Source organism: Spiractinospora alimapuensis, from assembly GCF_018437505.1.
Taxonomy (GTDB): domain Bacteria; phylum Actinomycetota; class Actinomycetes; order Streptosporangiales; family Streptosporangiaceae; genus Spiractinospora; species Spiractinospora alimapuensis.
Map to the genome: position 1 here is coordinate 2901305 of NZ_CP072467.1, position 19856 is coordinate 2921160.

At 69.8% G+C, this 19856-nt stretch carries 20 protein-coding genes and 1 pseudogene; 5 read left to right on the plus strand and 16 right to left on the minus strand.

What is annotated here, in order from left to right; genetic code table 11:
* Positions 1-47: 47 nt before the first annotated feature.
* Positions 48-2312, minus strand: a complete 2265-nt coding sequence (locus tag J4H86_RS13300) for a heavy metal translocating P-type ATPase (protein ID WP_236543812.1) — start codon at positions 2310-2312, stop codon at positions 48-50.
* Between the two features lie 349 nt (positions 2313-2661).
* Between J4H86_RS13300 and J4H86_RS13305 the strand changes: the two genes are divergently transcribed.
* The 3 genes from J4H86_RS13305 to J4H86_RS13315 all read left to right on the plus strand — a co-directional run bounded on the left by J4H86_RS13305 (position 2662) and on the right by J4H86_RS13315 (position 4380).
* Positions 2662-3123, plus strand: coding sequence for a hypothetical protein (locus J4H86_RS13305; RefSeq protein WP_236543813.1), 462 nt, complete (start codon positions 2662-2664; stop codon positions 3121-3123).
* On the plus strand, positions 3123-3431 hold the full coding sequence (locus J4H86_RS13310) for a transcriptional regulator (RefSeq protein ID WP_236543814.1): 309 nt from the start codon (positions 3123-3125) through the stop codon (positions 3429-3431). Before J4H86_RS13305 ends, J4H86_RS13310 begins: the two co-directional genes overlap by 1 nt.
* 145 nt (positions 3432-3576) lie before the next feature.
* On the plus strand, positions 3577-4380 hold the full coding sequence (locus J4H86_RS13315; RefSeq protein WP_236543815.1) for a proline dehydrogenase family protein: 804 nt from the start codon (positions 3577-3579) through the stop codon (positions 4378-4380).
* A 43-nt stretch (positions 4381-4423) separates the two neighbouring features.
* Here the strand turns inward: J4H86_RS13315 and J4H86_RS13320 are convergent, their stop codons facing one another.
* From J4H86_RS13320 to J4H86_RS13345, 6 genes are all read right to left on the minus strand, one after another.
* On the minus strand, positions 4424-4639 hold the full coding sequence (locus J4H86_RS13320; protein WP_236543816.1) for a hypothetical protein: 216 nt from the start codon (positions 4637-4639) through the stop codon (positions 4424-4426).
* Positions 4640-4784: 145 nt separating this feature from the next.
* A complete protein-coding gene (locus tag J4H86_RS13325) occupies positions 4785-5636 on the minus strand; it encodes a nitroreductase/quinone reductase family protein (protein WP_236543817.1) in 852 nt (283 codons plus the stop codon).
* Between the two features lie 388 nt (positions 5637-6024).
* Complete coding sequence (locus tag J4H86_RS13330) at positions 6025-7137, minus strand: winged helix DNA-binding domain-containing protein (RefSeq protein WP_236543818.1); 1113 nt, start codon at positions 7135-7137, stop codon at positions 6025-6027.
* A gap of 61 nt (positions 7138-7198) precedes the next feature.
* Complete coding sequence (locus J4H86_RS13335) at positions 7199-7738, minus strand: DoxX family protein (RefSeq protein ID WP_236543819.1); 540 nt, start codon at positions 7736-7738, stop codon at positions 7199-7201.
* 145 nt (positions 7739-7883) lie between these two features.
* Positions 7884-8402: an Lrp/AsnC family transcriptional regulator gene (locus J4H86_RS13340; protein ID WP_236543820.1), complete on the minus strand. Its 519-nt coding sequence runs from the start codon at positions 8400-8402 to the stop codon at positions 7884-7886.
* A gap of 61 nt (positions 8403-8463) precedes the next feature.
* Complete coding sequence (locus J4H86_RS13345) at positions 8464-9306, minus strand: mycofactocin-coupled SDR family oxidoreductase (protein WP_236543821.1); 843 nt, start codon at positions 9304-9306, stop codon at positions 8464-8466.
* A gap of 254 nt (positions 9307-9560) precedes the next feature.
* Here J4H86_RS13345 and J4H86_RS13350 point away from each other — a divergent pair, with 254 nt between their 5' ends.
* Together J4H86_RS13350 and J4H86_RS13355 are read left to right on the plus strand one after the other, a co-directional pair.
* Positions 9561-10025 (plus strand): SRPBCC domain-containing protein, encoded by a 465-nt coding sequence (locus J4H86_RS13350; RefSeq protein WP_236543822.1) that lies wholly within the window; start codon positions 9561-9563, stop codon positions 10023-10025.
* A gap of 4 nt (positions 10026-10029) precedes the next feature.
* Positions 10030-10353: an ArsR/SmtB family transcription factor gene (locus tag J4H86_RS13355; protein WP_236543823.1), complete on the plus strand. Its 324-nt coding sequence runs from the start codon at positions 10030-10032 to the stop codon at positions 10351-10353.
* A 104-nt stretch (positions 10354-10457) separates the two neighbouring features.
* On the opposite strand, the gene J4H86_RS13360 is transcribed toward J4H86_RS13355, so the two are convergent.
* The 9 genes and pseudogenes from J4H86_RS13360 to J4H86_RS13400 all read right to left on the minus strand — a co-directional run bounded on the left by J4H86_RS13360 (position 10458) and on the right by J4H86_RS13400 (position 19832).
* Positions 10458-11171: an ABC transporter ATP-binding protein gene (locus tag J4H86_RS13360; protein ID WP_236543824.1), complete on the minus strand. Its 714-nt coding sequence runs from the start codon at positions 11169-11171 to the stop codon at positions 10458-10460.
* Positions 11171-11995 (minus strand): ABC-2 family transporter permease, encoded by an 825-nt coding sequence (locus J4H86_RS13365; RefSeq protein ID WP_236543825.1) that lies wholly within the window; start codon positions 11993-11995, stop codon positions 11171-11173. Before J4H86_RS13365 ends, J4H86_RS13360 begins: the two co-directional genes overlap by 1 nt.
* A 77-nt stretch (positions 11996-12072) precedes the next feature.
* Positions 12073-12822 (minus strand): ABC transporter ATP-binding protein, encoded by a 750-nt coding sequence (locus tag J4H86_RS13370; protein WP_236543826.1) that lies wholly within the window; start codon positions 12820-12822, stop codon positions 12073-12075.
* Positions 12823-13489: 667 nt separating this feature from the next.
* A complete protein-coding gene (locus J4H86_RS13375) occupies positions 13490-14371 on the minus strand; it encodes a zf-HC2 domain-containing protein (protein WP_236543827.1) in 882 nt (293 codons plus the stop codon).
* Position 14372: 1 nt separating this feature from the next.
* On the minus strand, positions 14373-14921 hold the full coding sequence (locus J4H86_RS13380; RefSeq protein ID WP_330932529.1) for an RNA polymerase sigma factor: 549 nt from the start codon (positions 14919-14921) through the stop codon (positions 14373-14375).
* Positions 14922-14950: 29 nt separating this feature from the next.
* Positions 14951-16384 carry an ATP-binding protein gene (locus J4H86_RS13385; RefSeq protein WP_236543828.1) on the minus strand — a complete coding sequence of 478 codons (1434 nt, stop codon included), beginning with the start codon at positions 16382-16384 and terminating at the stop codon, positions 14951-14953.
* Between the two features lie 133 nt (positions 16385-16517).
* Positions 16518-17842 (minus strand): annotated as a pseudogene (locus J4H86_RS13390) (sugar porter family MFS transporter).
* Between the two features lie 209 nt (positions 17843-18051).
* Complete coding sequence (locus J4H86_RS13395; protein WP_236543829.1) at positions 18052-19293, minus strand: MFS transporter; 1242 nt, start codon at positions 19291-19293, stop codon at positions 18052-18054.
* Positions 19290-19832 (minus strand): carboxymuconolactone decarboxylase family protein, encoded by a 543-nt coding sequence (locus J4H86_RS13400; protein WP_236543830.1) that lies wholly within the window; start codon positions 19830-19832, stop codon positions 19290-19292. Before J4H86_RS13400 ends, J4H86_RS13395 begins: the two co-directional genes overlap by 4 nt.
* Positions 19833-19856: the final 24 nt, after the last annotated feature.

The following is a 19856-nucleotide window of genomic DNA, read 5'->3' on the forward strand; positions in this document are numbered from 1 at the left end:
ACCGGGGCGGGCGCGGTGGGCTGGACGCGCCAGGAGGTCCAGCCGAACTAGCCGGCCAGGGCGTGCGCCTTGGCGTCCCCCACGCTGGCCTCGGGGCGGAGGTCCAGACGCCGCAGGAGTTGGGCGTTCAGCGCGACCACCACGGTCGAGGCCGACATCAGGATCGCGCCGACGGACATCGGGAGGACGAACCCGACGGGCGCCAGCACGCCGGCCGCCAGCGGCACCGAAAGCAGGTTGTAGCCCGCGGCCCACCAGAGGTTCTGCTTCATCTTGCGGTAGCTGGCCCGGGAGAGCTCGATCACCGAGAGCACCGACCGCGGGTCGTCGCTGGCGAGGATCACCCCGGCGGACGCGATGGCGACGTCGGTACCGGCGCCGATCGCGATCCCCACGTCGGCCTGGGCGAGGGCGGGCGCGTCGTTGACGCCGTCCCCGACCATCGCGACGCGGCGGCCCTCCTTCCGCAGTTCCTCGACCTTGGCGGACTTGTCCTCCGGCCGCACTCCGGCGAAGACCCGGTCGATCCCGAGCTCACCGGCGACGGACCGCGCGACCGCCTCGGCGTCGCCGGTGATCATCACGACCTGGACGCCGCGTGCGTGCAGGGCGTCCACGGCCTGGCGGGACTCCTCACGGATCTCGTCGGCGAGGCGCAACGCACCGACCACCGCGCCGTCGGCCACGACGTGGAGGATGATCGCGCCCTCGGTGCGCCACTCCGCGGCGACCGACTGCTCGGAGCCGTTCTCCTCCCGCAACATCGCGGGCCCGCCGACGCGGACGGTGCGCCCCGCCACCGTCGCGGTGACGCCCACCGCCGGCGAGGACTCGAACCCGGTCGCCTTGGCGACCGTCAGCTCCCGGGCCCGCGCCGCATTGACGATCGCCCGAGCCAGGGGGTGTTCGCTGTCGGACTCGGCCGCGGCCGCGAGGGCGAGGACCTCGTTCTCGTCGTGGCCATCGACGACCTCGACCCCGGTCACGGTCGGCTCGCCCTTGGTGAGGGTGCCGGTCTTGTCGAACAGCACGGTGTCGACGGTCCGTATGCTCTCCAGGGCGAGACGGTCCTTGACGAGGACACCGCCGCGCGCCGCGCGCTCGGTGGCGATGGAGACCACCAGCGGGATGGCGAGCCCGAGGGCGTGTGGGCAGGCGATGACCAGCACCGTGATGGTCCGCACCACGGCCGCGTCCGGCATACCGAACAGCGTCCACATCGCGGCGGTGATGACGCCGGCCCCGAGCGCGAACCAGAAGAGCCAGGCGGCGGCGGTGTCGGCGAGGCGCTGGGCACGGGAGGAGGAGTTCTGGGCGTCGGTGACCAGGCGTTGGATTCCGGCGAGGGCGGTCTCGTCCCCCACGGCGGTGACCTGGACACGCAGCCCTGAGTCGGTCGCGACCGTTCCGGCGACCACCTGTTCGCCCTCGGTCCGCCGGACCGGGTGGGACTCGCCCGTCACCATCGACTCGTCGATGCTGGCGGTGCCTTCGATGATGCGGCCGTCGGCGGGAACCGACCCACCGGGGCGGACCACCACGACGTCCCCGAGCGTCAGCTCGGACGGGGCGACCGTGACGATCTCGTCGCCCTCGACCCGCTCGGCCTCGTCCGGGAGCAGCGCCGCCAGCGAGTCCAACGCGGACGTGGTCTGGGCCAGCGACCGCATCTCGATCCAGTGGCCGAGCAGCATGATCACGACCAGGAGCGCGAGCTCCCACCAGAAGTTCAGTTCGTGCCCGAGCAGGCCCAGGCTGGAGCCCCACGAGGCGACGAAGGCGACGGTGATCGCGAGCCCGATGAGGAGCATCATGCCCGGCTTGCGACTGGTGATCTCGCTCCACGCCCCGGCGAGGAACGGCTGCCCGCCCCACAGGTAGACCACGGTGCCGAGGATCGGCGAGACCCAGGGAACCCAGGCCATGTCCGGCGGTTGGTAGCCGAGGATCATCGCGAACATGTCGTTGAACGCCACGACCGGGGCGCCGAGGGCGAGCATGATCCAGAACAGGCGCCGGAACTGCCCCACGTGGTCCCCGTGATCTCCATGCCCGCTGTGTCCACCGTGGCCACCATGCCCGGCGTGGCCCGCGTGCTCCCCGTGCTGGCCGTGCTCCGCGTGCTGGTGCTCGGACCGTTGGTTCGCCGACCCGTGGTGGTGACCGTGGTCGCCATGGTCGACGTTCCCACCGTGTGTGTCGTGGTCGTGACCCTGGTGCGCGTCCATCGCGGCGGTCGCCGCGTGTGCGCCGCCGTGGTGCGCGGGTTCGCGGTCTTCCGCCGGGTCGTGGTGATCGTGTCGCTCACTCATGCCGGCCACCATATACCCCCTTGGGGTATTTTGCCAAGACGAACACCTCAACCACACGCCACCCCACCCCCAAAGGGCCACATCACCCCAGGCCAGACGGGCTCCACGCACTTCGACCCGAGGCGCCCCCCTGACCGCCACCGCGACCGGGCGCCGGCATACCCCACCCACCCATCACGCCGAGGGAGCCCAATACTGCCCGATACCGCCGACATTTCACGGTTCGTCCCGGTTTTCAGACGCCCCAGCGGGCGATACACACCCCCCGGGGGCACCGCAGAGGAGCATCCAGGCCACGGCGAGCACTCTTCAGTTGACATATTGGAAACTAACGCCGACAATTTCCAATATGGAAACTGACGGACAGTCGCCGGACGACACGCCTCCCACCCCGAAGGACGCGGCCGCCGCCCTCACGTCGATCGAGGAGACGCGGTCCGCTGTCGCGCGGGTCCGAACCCCCCTTTGGTACTTCGTCACGCTGGGCGCCATGACCGCCCCGATCGGCCCCCTGAGCACTGTGGCACCGAGCTCACTCCCCGGTGCGCTGGCGTTCCTGGGTGTCATGGTGGCCTGGCTCCTCGCGCTGGGCTGGCTCATGTCCCGCGTGGTATATCGCATGGGTGTGCAGGGTCGAATGACCTGGAAGCAGCTGGTCCTCGTACCCACCGCGTGTGGCCTGGCCGGGATCGCGGCCGCCGTCCTGAAGAACCAGTTCGAGGTGGAGTGGGCCATGTCGGCCTTCACCGTCGTCCTCGGACTCGTCATCGTCGGTGTCGGCCTGGTCCACAACCACAGGAAGAGCCAGTGATGCCCCCGTCCACGTCCACTGACGGGTTCGACTCCACGATCCACGCCCCACAGCGTCTGCGCATCTGCGCGCTGCTGGACGCCAGCGACCGCGCCGAGTTCGGTTTCGTCCAGGAACAACTCCAGGTCAGCGCGTCGGTTCTCAGTAAGCACGTGAGTGTGCTGATGGACTCCGGGTACTTGGAACAGACCAAGTTCGTTCGCAACGCACGCCAGCGCGTGTGGCTACGCCTCACCCCCACGGGCCGCACCGCCTACCGGGACCATGTCGCGGCCCTGCGCGCGATCGTGGAACAGGCGGGATCGTAGCCTCCCGCTCCCGCCCTGGGGGAGGCGCCGGCCGGTCCGCGACACCGTCGGCCGTGTGTCATCATTCGGCATGACACTCGATCGGATGGTTCTGTTCAGGCTTGCCACCAGTGAGAGATGGGAACGTTCGGTCAGGTCAACGACCATGACCGAACGTCTGGCGATCCGGGCGGCGTCCCGGTACGTCGCGGGAACGACGCTGGACCACGCGGTCGCCGTCGTCGGACGCCTCAGCGCGACTGGGGTCGCGAGCAGCGTCGACATGTTCGGCGAGTGGGTGCGGGATGCCTCCACCGTCGACCGCGTCCGCGACGACTATCTCGCTCTCGCCGGACGCCTCGCCGACCTACCGGCCAACACGTGGATATCCATCGACCTCTCCCACCTTGGGCTGGACATCGACCCCGCCCGATGCGCGGACTACCTCACCGCCATCACCCGTGCGGTGCCCACGGGACACCGCGTCCAGGTCGGGGCGGAGGACGCGCGTCGCGCGGACGCCGTCCTGGACTGTGTGACAGCCACGGCCGCCGCGGGACTGGGTGACCGGCTCGGGGCGACGGTGCAAGCCAACCTGCGTCGCTCGCCAAGGGACGTGGAACGCCTCGTGGACGCCGGGGTCCACGTGCGGTTGGTGAAGGGCGCCTTCGTCGAGCCTGCGAGTGATGCGCTGTCCTACGGCGAGGAGACCGACATCGCCTACCTCCGTCTGGCACATCGACTAGCCGAACGCGGGGCCGAGTTCTGCCTGGCCACACACGACGGGGTGGTGCGTGAGGCGTTGTTGGCGGGCCTGGGGCCGTTGCCGGTGGAGCAGCTCCTCGGTGTCCGTCCCGAGATCCGCGACGACCTGGTCGAACGCGGGATTCCCGTGCGGGTGTACGTCCCCTACGGCCCGGACTGGTTCCGGTACTGGATGCGTCGTGTCGCGGAGTCCCGCGGGGCGTGACCGACCGCCGGGCGTGTGACGCCCGGCGGGTTCTCGTCGGCTGCTACTGCGAGGGCTGGGGGACGTCCCACTCCGAACAGTCGACCGCCGGGTTCACCCCGACATAGTTCAGTGGGCCGATCAGGATCGTGGTGACCGTGCTGCCCACGCTGGCGCAGCTTGCGTCCTCGGTGATCAGGTAGCCGCGTTGCCAAGCGGCGGCGACTCCGATCAACAGCCAGAGGACGACGAGGACACCCACGACGGACGCGATGCGCACGGTACGTACCCCCCATGTGGCGTGGCCACCACTCACTAGGTGACTGCCCGGCGCGGCGGGGGTGCACACCGATCAGCGGCGGAAGGCCGCCTGCCCGGGGAGTGTGGAGGTTCGCTCCGCCCTCCCCGGACCGGCGCCCGAGCTCCTAGCCGTCCAGCGAGAGACCGTTGAGGACGGGGACGAGGTGCTCCTCCTCGTAGTCCAGGTGCGCCTCCAGGTCGGCGATCAACCGATCAACGGTCGCCAGCAGCTCAGCGGGCGTGCGATCGTCCTCCCGGATCACGGCCTGTAGTTCGTCCACCAACCGCGCGATCTCCTTGTGTTCCTCGCCGAGACGCTCCAGGGCGGGTCGTAGTTCGGGGTTGCCCTCCGCCAAGGAGGGGAACACTCCGGCGTCCTCGTGGTGGTGGTGCGTGTGCAGCCCCTCGCACACGGAGAGACAGTTGATCCGCAGTTGCGCGCCGATCGACCCCCCGGAGGCCGCCACCTCCGCCCGCACCAGGGCGAGCTCCCGTCGGAACGTGGCGTGGATGGCGACGAGCGCGTCCCCCCACCCCCCTTCGGCGTTCGGGCCACCGTCGACCATGGTGAGCGCCACGACGGGCAGCGTCCGTCCGGCGTTGTCCTGGTACTCCTGCCAGCCCGGATCGGCGACGGCCGCCCGCCTGAACACGGTGTCGCGTTCCTCCCCCACCAGCACGCGCGCCTCCGCGGTGTAGGTGAAGTTGTCGCTTTCGACCGTCACCTTCGGGTTGGCCCGCACGTTGTGGTACCAGGCGGGATGCGTGGGAGCGCCACCAGCCGAGGCGATGACGATCATCTCGCCGGACTCACCGTGGAGATACCCGAGTGGCGTGGTGTGCGGTTCGCCGCTGCGCGCACCGGTCGTGGTGAGCAGCAGCAGCCGAGCCCCCTCGAACATTCCACCAACGCGACCGTGGTTGGCGCGAAACTCCTCGATGACCCGCTGATTGAAATTCTGGGCGGAATTGGGCACGAAAAATAGACTCCTCGCGAAATAGAGAACAGATGGTTCGTCCCCTCGGTCAGGGCGGGGGACGCGATACGGGCGACACACCGCGCTGGCCTGGAAGCCCGCGTGGCATGGTCAGCACGATGCCCGGTACGGGCACAGGAGAGGCGGCGCCCGAGAGAACGGAGACCCGCTAGGAAACGCGCGCGGCGGCTACGCAGCGGAATACGCCAGTGGGAGCCAGCTACACGCGGAGAGAGGAAACGGCGGGCCGCGCGCCCGCCCGAAACTCACGAGGAGGCCGGGAGCCCCACTCGGTATTGGCCAATGGCCGACCCGGCAGTCACAACTCGTGACATTACCACCCAGGGGTGGGCCGCGCTATCGACTTCCACCTCCAGAGATGGCCGGGTCAGGCCGCCGGCGACACGCGCACGTCCCACTCCCCCGCGTCGGGGTCGGTGAACCCCAGCAGCCGGTGCGCCTCCGACTCGATGTTCGCGCGTTCCTCTTCGGTCAGAGGGCGGATCGCACGCACGGTGACGGCCGCCGTGTCCTTGCCGGAGGTTCGCGTCCAGGTTCCCGCCACCGTGCCGTCGACCAACACCGTCGCCGCGACCGCCGCCCCGTCGCACACCAGCGCCCGCACCTCGTCGGTCATGACACGTCGGCGGTCCGCGTGCGCGAGCACGGTCGCGTCGAACTCGGGCAGGAGTCGGACCGGCGCGGGAGTGTCCTCCGGGGGCAGCGGCGCGTCGGGGAGATCGTAGAGCTCCCTTCCCTCCTCGTCCCGGAAGACCCGTAGCTCGGGGCGAAGCTCCGCGAACACCTCGCGTAGCCCCGGCGCGCCCGACCAGACACGGGCATCGGGCACGCTCGCCGGGCCGAAGGCCGCCAGATACCGGTGCACGAGCCGGCGCACGTCTTCCTTCGTGGCGGCCGAACGCACACCGGTCCAGTCGGCGAGGGCGAACGGGGTGGCGCCCCGCACGTTCCAGGTCCCGCTGGGGGCCGGGTGGATGAGGGGCAACAGGTACTGCACGCTCCAGCCCAAGGCCGAGGGTTCGACGCCGGGCCGACTCTGTGCCAGCAGCCGGCCCAGCATCGGCCGGGTCAACACCTTCTCCGCGGCGAGGATCTCGCGGGCCTCGGTGACCAGCGCCTCGAGGTCGACGCCCCGAGTGCGGGAGCCGAACGCGGTGCGTTGGACCCGCCGCAGCAGAGGTGCCAACGCGGCGCGGAGGAACGGGAAGTCCGCCGTCGATACCAGGTGCTGGGTGGCCCGCATCATCGTCGACCGCACCAGGGCGTGGCTTTCGATGCCCTCGGTGAGGTCCTGGATCCGGAACGCGGTGAGGCGGCTCCACAGGGCCAGGTACGGCGGGTTGGGGTCCTGCGCGTTCAGTCCCAGCAGGTGTTCGACCGCTGGGACGACGGGCAGGTCGGCCCGGGAGAGCAGCATCTGCCGGTGCAGGGTGGCACGGTTGAGTTGACGCGCGGTGAGCCGCTGGGCCGTGTGGGACATGGACCGACCATAGAGAGCGTGGCGGACAGGTCGGGTCCGCGATCGCCGGCGCGTCTCGTCCTCACTGGCGCACGGAACCGACGGCAGCGGTGGCGGGATCATCCGCGGTGTCTGACGCCCTCCGTTGACCCGTGCGGGGCATCCATCGAGTCGCGCCGGCGACCCAGAGCGCGACGGCGACGTAGACGGCCTGCTGTGGCGCCCGGATCCACAGGGGCGTGGCGTCCACCTGCGCGGGGTCGAGCGCGGCGTAGACGTTGGCCGGGAACATCACGAGGAACAACAACGCGATCCCCATGCCCGCCCAGCGCCGCGTCCGGTCCATCACGAGGCCGACGGCTGCCGCGACCTCGAGACCGCCGGTCGCGATCACGGCCACCTCGGGGAACGGCACCTGGGGCGGCACCAGGGCGACCATGTCGGCGTGGTTCGGCATCACGGTCACCGACGAAGGCACGAAGTGGGCCGCCGCGGTCACCAGCAGCATGACGGAGAGACCATGCGCGGCACTGACGCGCCACTGGGCGAAGCGGGCGACTCCCCCGGCACCGAGCCCGCGGAACAGAAGTGTCGCCACCAGAAACACGGCGAACGGCACCATTGGGCACCCCCTCGGGCACGTCCAATCTTGACAGTGACAAGATTAGGGCAAATCTATCCAGTGTCAAGATTGGGGTGTGCTGGTCAGCCGTTCGAACCGGTCCGTTCACCAACCACCGCGACGGCGTGGGGCGCCGTCCACGTGGTCACTCCGACACGGGGCCGGCGGCGCCCTCGCCGAAGTTGGGGTAGACGTAGGAGACCTTGTGCAGCTTGATCTCCTGGAACGTCTCGACGTCCGCGACGCCCTCGACGGACGGCAGGCGCTGGGTCAGCAGCTCCCAGAGGTGTTCGTGGTCCCGACACACGACCTGGATGTAGAGGTCGGCCCGACCGGTGCAGGAGGAGACGTAGATGACGTCGTCCCACCGGGAGAGCTCCTCGACCACCGACGCCTGGTATCCGACCTGGACCCGGATCAGGCAGAAGGCGGTCACCCGGTAGCCGAGGGCGAACTGGTCGGTGATGGCGGCGATGGTGAGCACGCCGTCCGACTGCAGTCGGTTGACCCGGTTACGGACCGTTCCTTCGGAGACCCCGAGCTCGCGGGCGATCTCGCGGTAGGGTGCGCGCCCGTTGCCCTGGAGGATCCGCAGGATCTCGCGGTCGATCTGGTCCAGTGGCACGTCGGGTGTGGCCCGCGGCGGGCTGCTGACCGGTCTCACCCCACCGATCGTAGCGTCGTGGCCCGCCGCGCATCGCGACGCCCGGGCCACGACGCACCCGCTACTTCACGGCGACGCCGGCGTCCACCGGGAGGGCCACGCCGGTGACGTAGCGCGCCTCCTCGGAGGCGAGGAAGAGCACCGCGTTAGAGATGTCCCTGGCGTCCACCCAGGGAACGGGCAGGGCGGTCATCGTCGCGGCCACCTCGGCGAACTCGTCACGCGTGGGCTTGTCGTGCGCGGGGAGGAACAGCTTGTACATCGGCTCGTTCTGGATCATGTCGGTGTCGCAGTTGGTGGGGCACACGGCGTTGACCCGGATCGCGTGCTCGGCGTTCTCCAGCGCGAGAGTGCGCATGAGTCCGATGACGCCGTGCTTGGAGGCGACGTAGTGCCCGATGTTCGGCATCCCCTTGAAGCCGGCGTCGGAGGAGATGAGGACGATCGAGCCACCGCGGTCGGCCTCGTGCAGGTGCGGGAGGGCTGCCTTGCAGGTGTTGAAGACGCCGGTGAGGTTGACGTCGATGGTGTCGCGCCAGGCCTCCGCGGAGGTCAGGTGTACCTGGTCACCGAACTGGAAGATCCCGGCGTTCGCGACGACGACGTTCAGCCGCCCGAGTTCGGCGACGCCCTCGTCCAGGGCGCGTTTCGTCGCCTCGTAGTCACGGACGTCGGCCTCGCGGACGATGATGCGTCGCCCGAGGGCCTCGACCTGACGGACGGTCTCGGCGAGATCCTCCCGTGTGGCCGGCGGATAGTAGTCGGAGGTCGCTCCCACGGGGCCACAGATGTCCGTGCCGATGACGTCCGCGCCCTCCTCGGCGAGACGCACGGCGTGGCTGCGCCCCTGCCCCCGCGCGACACCCGTGATGAACGCGACCTTGCCGGCGACCCGTCCTGTCATTCTCCGCTCCCGTTCGTCGAGGGGGATGCGGCCCACTACGCGATACACATCAAATCCGGATCACGAATCCGCGAGCCACATCCGAACAGCGCACATTCTACGCATATGTCAGTTCGATCCCGCAATCGCCTGCGCATCACCCACGACCCCTCGTGGCGCCCCACGCGAACCGACCATCGGCATGCAACCCAGGGGTTGCACAGAAGATCCTTTTGTGCAACTCTGGGGTTGCACAAATGATCAAAGGAGACACCGTGAACGACACACTGGACCGAATCGAACGTCAGGTGGACATCGCCGCGCCCGCCCAGCGGGTCTGGGAGCTGATCTCCCGACCGGGCTGGTTCATCAACGACGGCACCATCGTCGACCACGAGACCGAGGACCTCGGGGACGGTCTGCACCGGGTCCACGTCCGCCCGTTCGGCGACTTCCAGGTCCGCACCCTCACACTGGACCCGCCCCGCTACGCGGCGTTCCGGTGGTTGAGCGGCAAGGGGGAGAACGCCGGCGAGGACGGGTCGACGCTGGTCGAGTTCCGGATCGAGGAGCACGCCGACTCCGGCGTCTCGCTCCACGTGACGGAGAGCGGCTTCTCGACGCTGTCGGTGTCGGAGAGCGAACGACGCCGGAAGGTGGAGGAGAACACCGCGGGCTGGGAAGAGGAGCTGGGCCTGGCCCGCGTCCTCCTCGAATCCCCGACCAACGGAGGGCAGTGAGGAAATGACCGACTCCCCCCAACTCACCACCACCTTCGCGGCCTTGGCCGACGAGACGCGGTGGGCGGTCCTCCAGCGGGTGGGGCGCTCCCCCGCGTCGGCCTCGGAACTCAGCCAGGAGTTCCCGGTGTCGCGTCAGGCGATCGTGAAGCACCTCGACGTCCTGCGGGAGGTCGGACTGGTGGAGGCCGACCGGCACGGGCGCGCGGTCGTGTTCCACGCGGTGGGTGCCCGCCTGAACGAACTCGGGCACGACCTACGGCGCATGGCCGCCGTGTGGGATCGCCGTCTCGCCGCCATCAAGAGGAGCGCGGAGGCCCCCGACTGATCGGGATCGGGGGGTGGCGGGCACCAGTTGGTGTCCGCCACCCCCCGGGGCCAGCGGCCCTCCGGACCGCTGGCCCTCGGGCCGCTGGCGCGTCCGGGGGGCCGCTAACGAAGCGCGGTGCCCGCCCGGGTGACGAGGTCGAGGAAGCCCTGCTCCAGGTCACCGTCGGAGGCGAGGCCGCTGAGGGGGCCCTCGTAGTGGGTGCTTCCCGCGACGAGCACGCCGACTCGGTCGCAGGTGCGCGCGATCTGGTCAAGCTGGTGGCTGGACACGAAGGCGGTGATGCCGTTCTCCGCGAGCCGGCGCAGCAGCTCGCGCATGTCCCGCATACCGATGGGGTCGAGCCCGTTGGTGGGCTCGTCCAGCACCAGGAGTCGTGGGCGCGCCACGAGCGCGAGCGCGATGCCCAGCCGCCAGCGCATCCCCAGCGAGTAGGCGGAGACGCGCCGCCTGGCGATGTCGGCCATCCCGACGGTGTGGAGCGCCGCACGACCCCACTCCTCGGGAACACCGCGGAGCCGTGCGTGGACCCGTACGTGCTCCTCGGCGTTCATCCGTGGCCACAGTCCCGGTCCGTCGATCAGGGTGCCGAGGCCACGGCGGGACTCGCTGCCCAACGGCCGCCCGAAGACCGAGATCGTACCGGACTCCTGCCGGAGCAGCCCCGCGATGGTCTTCATCAGGGTGGTCTTGCCGGCACCGTTTGGCCCCAGCAGTCCGTAGACCTCACCGGTACGCACGGTGAGCTCGACACCCTGGAGGGCGGGATGCCGGCCCAGGGTCTTACTGACTCCGGAGACGCGCAACGCTTCGGTCATCACAGTTCCTTCCGCTTGACGTGGCGCGCGCCGACCGCCAGCAGGACGACCGCGAGAGTGAGTGAGAGCCCGATCCCGATCGGTACGACGGTCATGTCGTGCAGCGGATGGGTGTCGGGAAGCGGCACCCCGGACGCCTCGACCCCGGCGATGGGCACGACCATGCGCATCGGCCAGGCCAGCGGGATCAACCACCAGACGACCTTGTCGGCGAGCAACGCGCCGAACATCATCCCGGCCACGCCCGTGCACATCGTCGCGGTGAAGCCCCAGGCGTGCGCGATGACGAGGCACAACGCGAGTGTCCCCAGGCCGGCCGCCCAGGGCAGGAGGCTGCCCATGACCACCCGCGCCATGGTGTCGAGTTCGCCGAACCCGAGGGCGAGCCCGGTCAGAAGCACCACGAGGAGGAGGGAGGACAGCAGCCCCAGCGTCGCGAGCGCGAGGTACTTGCCCAGGAGCAGGCGACCGCGGGGAAAGGCGTAGGAGTAGAGGAGGCGGCGGGCGTCGTCGTCCTGGCGCACGGACACGCCGGCGTACAAGGCGGCGCCCATCGGCAGGAGGATGCCCCAGAACATGAGCACCACCCGCAGCCAGATCTCCCACACCGCGTTCTCCCGGGCCTCCGGCGCGAAGGCGGAGACCAGCCCGAGCGGGAGGATGAGTGCCGTGGGGAGACCGATGCTGAACCACAGCGGGAAACCTCGCCGCGCCCGCAGCAACTCGGTCCCGAACACGGTGCCCACGGAAGGCGCGTCCGTGGCGCCCTCCGTGGGTGCGGCCGTCCTCGCGGCGCCGGCCGGCCCTTGCGTCGATCCTGTCATCGCCTCTCCTCGCGCTCCCGTGCCCGACGGGTTGTTGGCGTCGTCGCGTAGTACGTAGCGCGCGGAGGCGACGCGGTTCACGGATCCGGCGAGAAACTCTCCCCGGCACCCACCAGCGCGACGTACCCCTGCTCCAGGTCGCCTCCATCCGGGGCATGTCGAGCGAGGTCGTCGACGGTTCCGGACAGCACCAGCCCGCCGGCCCGCAGCAGCACGACCTGGCTACAGACACTGGCCACGTCACCGAGAACGTGGGTCGAGAGCACCACCGTAATGTCCCGCCCGAGCTCGGCGACGAGGTCACGCAACTGGCGCCGGTGCAGGGGGTCGAGCCCGGCCGTCGGTTCGTCCAGCACCAGGAGCCGGGGATCCCCGACCAGGGCTTGGGCCACCCCGACCCGTTGCCGCGCCCCGGTGGAGAGTTCCCCGACCCGGGCGCGGGCCGACACGGTGAGGTCGAGTCGATCCATCAGTCGTCCGACCTGGTGGCGCCGGTGTTCGGCGTCGTCATCCCCGTTCAGCAACGCGGCGTAGTCCAGACACTCGCGCACCGAGAGGTGCGGATGTGGTCCCGGAGCCTCGGGAAGATACCCGGCGAGCCGCCGTACGGCCCGACGCCCCCGTACGGTGCGTGTCTCGTGGCCACCGACGCGCAGCGTGCCGGCCCTGGGACGCAGGATGCCCGTGAGCAGCCGGAGCAACGTGGTCTTCCCGGCGCCGTTGGGCCCGAGTACCCCGCAGACCCCAGCCGGGATTTCCACCGTCACACCGGACAGGGCGGGACCGCGCCGATACCGGTACCGCACGTCCTTCGCGCTGATGTGCACGGTCCTCCCTTCGGTCAGCGGGGTCGCGGCATGTGGGGAGCCACCGAACGCGGGCGACGAGCGCGGCCGCACCCGGGAGTCCCCCCACGACGACCGAGGTGGACGGCGGTGCGAACCGCGCCGGTCCACCTGGTGCCCTCCCCAGCCTGCCCGGCCGCGAACGCCACCGAACGACACCAACGCCGGAACGCCACCTTCCGGCGGGCCACCAGCGGGGTCCACGGCATGTGGACCACCAGACGCGGGCGACGGTCACGGCCGCGACCTGGTTCGACCGGGTCCGGGAGGCGCGAACCCCGCCGGTCCACCTGGTGCCCTCCCCAGTCTGCCCGTCCGTGAACGCCACCGGACGGCACCACTACCGCGACCGCGCCGGGACGCCACCTACGGGGCGGGCCCCCCGGGGGGGCCCGCCCCGTAGGACTCACCCAGGGCACACCCCACGGCGAACCCACCACCATGGCGCCCACCAAACGGGCGCGCCACGGACCACGGACCTCAGCTCGCGCACTTCTCCCGTTCCCGACCGGCAACGGGAGCAACGCGCTCGAAGGCGTGGCATCAGGAGTCGAACCGGGCGACGTCATCACCACGCGCCAGGCCAGGGCGAGGACCAACCCAGGACCACCCTGGCGTTTCTCCGCTGATGGGAACACGTTCTCCCCGGTCACCCCAGGGCACGGGCGGGCCGCGCCACTAGCCGCGCGGCGGCCCCCAGCGCGACCGTGGCGAGGACCAGCACGAGCGCGTGACTCCCCCAGAGAAGCGTCGCCACCGTTCCCAGACGGGTCGATGCCAAGGCTCCGTGGATCGACGCCACGGCGAGCGCCCACGAGGCGGCGCCGAACACCAGGCCGACGGCGGGCGAGCGCCACACCGCTCCGAAGACGGTCAGACTGACGCCGAGCAGGGCGGGTGTCATCCACGCCCCGATGAGGGAGGCGACGGGTTGGCCCGCTCCGGGGAAAGCGGCGGCGAGGGCCGAGACGGCCAGCCCCAAGCCAAGCACGGCGCCCAGGACGAGTGCCAGTCGGGAGAGCCACACCGCCACGGGCGGAACGAGCATCGTGTACAGGGCCTCTTGGCGTGGATCCCGCCGTGGGTCGTTCACGGCGACTCCGGCGATCGTGACGATCGCGATGATGGCGGGAACCAGGTACTCCCCGGCGACGCCGGGTGCGACGAGGAGGGCGAGGGCCAGTGCCGCGAACCCTCCGGCCGTCCCCCACCACAGCGCCCTGGGCACCAGGCGGGCCTGACGCAGCGCCACCGCGCCGGCGAGCCGCAGCGCCCGACCGGCGGAGATCGTGGGTGCGGGGACCGGGGCCTCGGCGGAGCGCGGCGTGAGGTGTGGTGCGACGAGCGCGTCGAACGACGGGACGGCTGGCGGCGTGGCCTCGGCTCGCAGCGCGGCGGCGAGCTGGGCGGTCCCGTCCACCTGGGCGCGGCAGTGGGCACAGGAAGCCAAGTGTTCCCGCTCCGCGCCGGACAGACGCGCGTCGGCGTGCGCTCCGGCACGGGTGAGCGCCTCCTCGTCCAAGTGCGTCATGTCAGTTCACCCGCTCTCCGGGTAGCTGGGCCGCCAGCAAGCGTCGTGCCTTGGCCATCCGGCTCTTGACCGTGCCGACCGGAACACCCATCACCTCGGCGATGTCGGCGTAGGGCAACTCTTCCACCAGAGCGAACACCACGACCTCACGATGTGTCTCTGGCAACCGACCGATCGCCGCGAGAATTTCCTCCCGGCCGGCGGCGGCCAGGACCTGTGCCTCGACGTCGGTCGTGGTGTCCGCGGGCTCCGGGGCCGCCTCGATCTCGACCGTCGGAACCTGGTGCCGCCGCAACCGGTTGTGTGCCTGGCGCCGGGTTACCCCCAGCAGCCAGGCCCGCACCGAGGCCGACCCCTGGTAGCTGCCCGCGGATGTCCACACGGCGAGCCACGCTTCCTGCAACAGCTCCTCGGCGACCCCGCGATCGGAGGTGAGCCGGTACAGCAGCCGCAGCATGCCCCCGGCGTGCCGCTCGTACAGCCCGCGCAGCCCCTGCTCATCCCCGGAGACGACGCGCGCGAGCAGCTCGCCGTCGCTGTCCACGTACACCCCGATTCCGTCGCCATCCGAGCGGAAGCCTACTCACCACTCTCCGGATACGCCCACGCCGTAATGAGGTCGTCCGGCCCCAGCACGGGCAGGCCGTCGCCTTCGCCGGTGCGGGTAACGGCCAGAAGTGGGGTATCGGCATCAGCTCCGGGCATCTTGGATCGGTGCCCGACCAACTCCGCGAGGTCACCCGTACCGAACCCCCGATTCTCCCGCCACTTGATGGAACCGAGAAACGTCACTCGCCGTGCGACGGGGCCCCGGTCCGCGCCCACGAGATCGATCTCGGGGTTGTTGCTCCGCGTCCAGTACCCACCGACGACCGCTGTCCCCTCGGGCATCAACTCCGGGCGGCGACGCAGGGCCTCCCGCACGACCGGCTCGATCGCACCACCACGCCACGTGGTCCACGAGGCGTCGATACGGCGCATGGCCAGGTCGCCACGTCCACGTTCGATGTCCGCGAGAGACTGATCCACGAAGGCGAGCCAGAATCTCAGATGTGGGTCCGCCACGAAATAGCGCGTCTCCCGTGAGGGCTTCGTGGACAACGGTGTCACGGCGTCGATGACCCGCTTGTCGGCGAGGAGATGCAACGCACGTGTCAGTGTCGCCTGCGGCATGTCACCAGCGGCGCGGGCGATGGTGGAAAACGTTCTCTCTCCGGTGCCGATGGCCCCCAGAACGAGACGAGCGTGGCTCTCCGCGGGAAACTCCGCGGCCAATGTCCGCTCACCACTGACGAGTAGTGCGGAAGTAGGGTCCGCGAGAGCATCCCTGAGATAGGCCGCGACCGACGCGCCGCGCGGCCACTCATCGAGGATCAGCGGCAATCCGCCGGAAACAAGGTGTGCGTCGAAGGCCTCCGCCGCCGACAGTCCCAGCATCGCCGAAGCGTCGGCTGGAGTGAGAGGTGGAACGACGAGCTCGGTCGCGCGCTGGTGGAATGGCCGCCCGTAGTCATTGAGGGCTTCCATCATCGCCAGATCGGAGCCAACACCGATGAGCAGAACTGGAAGGCGGGATAGTTCACGATCAAAGATCTTCTGCAGCGTGCCCTCGAAGCCGGGATCGTTCGCGATGAGATAGGGCATCTCGTCCAGGACCACAACGCTGGGTCGGTCCGTAGGGAGAACGCGGGCCAAGAGTCGAAGGCTCGCGTCCCACGACTGTGGCACCTGATCGCGGAAGAGCTCTGCCCCGGGCAGGTCCGAGTCCTCCACGGCCTCGCCGAACAGACGCAGGTCCGTCGCCACCATCGGCTGGGCGGAGGCGGTGAAGAACACCGATGGCGCCCCCGACCGCTCGACGAACTCTTCGACCAACCGTGACTTGCCGACACGGCGCCGGCCGCGAATCAACAACGCGCGTCCGGGACGATCCGCGCGCCCTCCCTGCTCGACGCGACTCAACTGGCGCTGCAGGATCGCCATCTCCCGATGGCGACCAAAGAAACCGGACATGAAGACATCCAAATATGGAACCCTCACCAGTGAAACCCTCACTGGTGAAACCAACTTTCGCAACGGTGGTTCAGTCTAGACCGATCGCTCCGCTGGCCGTGGGTTGTCCACAGCTTGTTGACGAAGTCCCCGCCTACATGGACTCCAGGGTGCGGCCCTTGGTCTCGCGGACGTAGCGCAGGACGAAGAAGAAGGAGAGCACCGCGAAGACCGTGTAGACGGCGTAGGCGCCGGAGAGGTTCCAGTCCCGCAACTGCGGGAAGCTGACGGTGACGAGCCAGTTGGCGATCCACTGGGTCGCCGTGGCGACCGCCATCGCGGCGGCGCGCACCCGCAGGGGGAACATCTCGCCGAGCAGTACCCAGACGACGACGCCCCAGGATAGGGCGAAGAAGAGGACGAAGAAGCTGGCGGAGACCAGGGCGACGATGCCCCACTCGAACGGCAGCGAGGCGTTGTCCCCGGCGACCTCGGCGTTGCTGAACGCGAAGGAGGTGACGGCCAGACCGATCGCCATCCCGACCGAACCGACGAGGAGCAGGGGCTTACGGCCGACCCGGTCGACGAGTGCGATCGCGATGAACGTTCCCACGATGTTGACGAGGGACTGGAACAGGCTGAACAGCAGCGAGCTGTCCTCCTGGATCCCGACCGAGTTCCACAGGGATGTGGAGTAGTAGAAGATGACGTTGATGCCGACCAACTGTTGGAACGCCGACAGCCCCATGCCGACCCAGACGATCCCCCATCAGGCCGTAACGTCCCCGGAGGTCCCGCAGCCGCGGACGCACCTCCGAGCCGAGCGCCGCCCTGATCTCGGCGACCCGACGGTCGACGTCGCCCCCCTCGACCTCACGCAGCACCTGACGCGCCTGGTCGTCCCGGCCGATCCGGACCAGATGTCGCGGCGACTCCGGGATGACGAAGCTCAGTCCGATGTAGAGCAGGGCCGGCAGCAGTTCCACCCCGAGCATCCACTGCCACGCTTGGAGCGGCCCCAACTCTCCCAGCGCGCTCCCGCCGGCGGCGATCGCGATCATGTAGTTGACGAGCTGGGCGAGGGCGATGCCCACCACGATGGCCAGTTGCTGCAGGGACGCGAGCCGCCCTCGGTAGGCGGGCGGCGAGACCTCGGCGATGTAGGTCGGCGCGATCACCGAGGCGATCCCGATGGCGACACCACCCACGACCCGCCAGAAGGCCAGGTCCCAGATGGCGAAGGGCAACGCCGACCCGATCGCGCTCACCGCGAACAGCACACCCGCGATCTGCATGACCCGGATCCGTCCGAGCCGGTCGGCCAGGGGGACCGGCGACGCCGGCCCCCAACGCGGACCCAATGAGCGCCGCGGCCACCGTGAAGCCGATCAGCGCGGCGGTGGTCTGGAAGTGGGACTGGATCGCGTCGACGGCCCCGTTGATCACGGAGGAGTCGTAGCCGAACAGGAACCCACCCATCGCCGCGGCGCTCGCGATCAGCAATACGTGCGCGATGGAGCGGTCCCCACGGTCCCTCGCCCCGATTCCGTCGGCAGCCGCCACGATCGTCCTCACCCTCGCCTCGCCGGTGTTCCCGTCCACGGTCCCGCACGAGCGACGATGTGACCTGCTTCGACACTGCCTTCACCGCGATTCGCGCCCGGGTCGACCCTGGGGCGACCCCAGGGTCAGACCGAAAGCGACAGTCGCTCCCGGTTCCGCACCAACACCCACGTGGTGACCGCGGCCGCGAGGAACAGGGCGAGGAAGGTGAGGCCCAGGGCGTTGGCGATCCCCCACCGTGTCTGGGCCGCTCCGACCCCGATGTACAGCACACCCGCCGCGCCGGGGGCCAAACCCATCAGGACCCCCGAGGCCGCGGCGATCGAGTGCGGGGCGAGTTCCTGAGCCGTCGCCACCAGGATCGGGAAGTTCGCGTACACCAGGGCTCCGGCCAGGGCCAGCACCACGAAGTAGCCGACACTGCCCACCGGTAGGACGAGTACCGCGTACAACGGTGCGGTCGCGAGCACCATCGTGCCGGCGGTGAGCGCGAGACGGGGAACCCGTCCACTCAGCAACCCAGCGGACAGGGAACCGGCCACGGCGCCGAACGAGAACGTCGCGAGGGACCAGCCGATCACCGCGTCCCCCGTGGACCGGCCGACCTCGTTGACCAGCCACAGGGGCAGGGCGCTCGTCACCGCGACCACGACGAGACTGGACAGGACCCCTCCGACGGCCAGGATCGCCACCGGGCCATACAGCAGGCAACGGGCGCACGCGGCCGGACCGGTGGATCGGTGGTCGTCACGCCCGGCCGGCAGCAGCACGTAGAGCAGGACCGCGAGCACGACCCCGGGGATCATGAGCCACGGTGTGGCGGTGATCCCGAACTCGGCGACCACCCCGAGCACGATCACCGGTCCGACGGCGAATCCCAGTTGGCCACCCGCCGCGAAGAGGGAGATGGCGAGCTTCGGTCTGCGGTGCGCCTCCGTCCGCGCGATGACCGCGCCCGCGGGATGCACCGCGGCCGACCCCAGTCCCCCCACCACGATGAGCAGGAACAGGAGCCAAACCGCGGGGACCACGCCGAACAGACTCAGCAGAACCGCGCTGAGCAACACACCGATGGAGGCGACGGCACGCCGGTCCACCTTGTCGGTGAGCACGCCCACGAACGGTTGGCTCAGCGAGCCACTCACCCACATCGTGGCGACCAGGGTCGCCAGCATCGTCTCGCCCAGGCCGAAGCGCTCCTGCACTGTGGGAAGCAGGACCGACACGATGGTGGTCAGAGCGTCGTTGGCCGCGTGGGCCACGCTCAGCAGCACGGCGGCACCCAACCCGCCGACCACGAGCCTTCGGCGCAGGCTGTGGTCGGCGGGTCGGGTGCGCGGCTGCGTCGGAGTCAACGTGCTACTCACGCCGCGTCCTCACGTCCTCTGGCGTCGTCGGGCTCCAAACCCGCGACGAGGTTGAACGCGCCCGTCATCAGATTGAGGGCCACCAGACCGACGACGTCGGCGATGGCGCGCTCGTCCCATCCGTGGGCACGCAGGGTCGAGATGTCGTCGTCGGCGAAGGACGAGGGTTCGGCCAGGACTCGCACCGCGAAGCTGATCAGCGCCGTCTCACGGGGATCCGTGGAGACACCTTGACGCGCCAGCGCGACGTCGTTGTCGCTGAGCCCCGCGGCCTTGCCCGCCGCCGTGTGCGCCGACAGGCATAGAGCGCAACCGATCCACTCCTGCAGCGCCAGGGACACCTTCTCGCTGAGCGCGCGGGGAAGCTTCGCCCGCTTCATGGAGCGCGACAGTTCCAGGTAGCCGTTCAACAGGGCGGGCGAGTTGGCCATGGTGGCCACCATCGGCCCGACCTGCCCGTTCCTGGCGATGATTCCGCTGAGAAGCTCCGCGGAACGGGCGGGTGCCTCACTGGGCTCAAGGGCGGTCATGCGCGGCATCGGGCACTCCTTCGTTCCGACCTC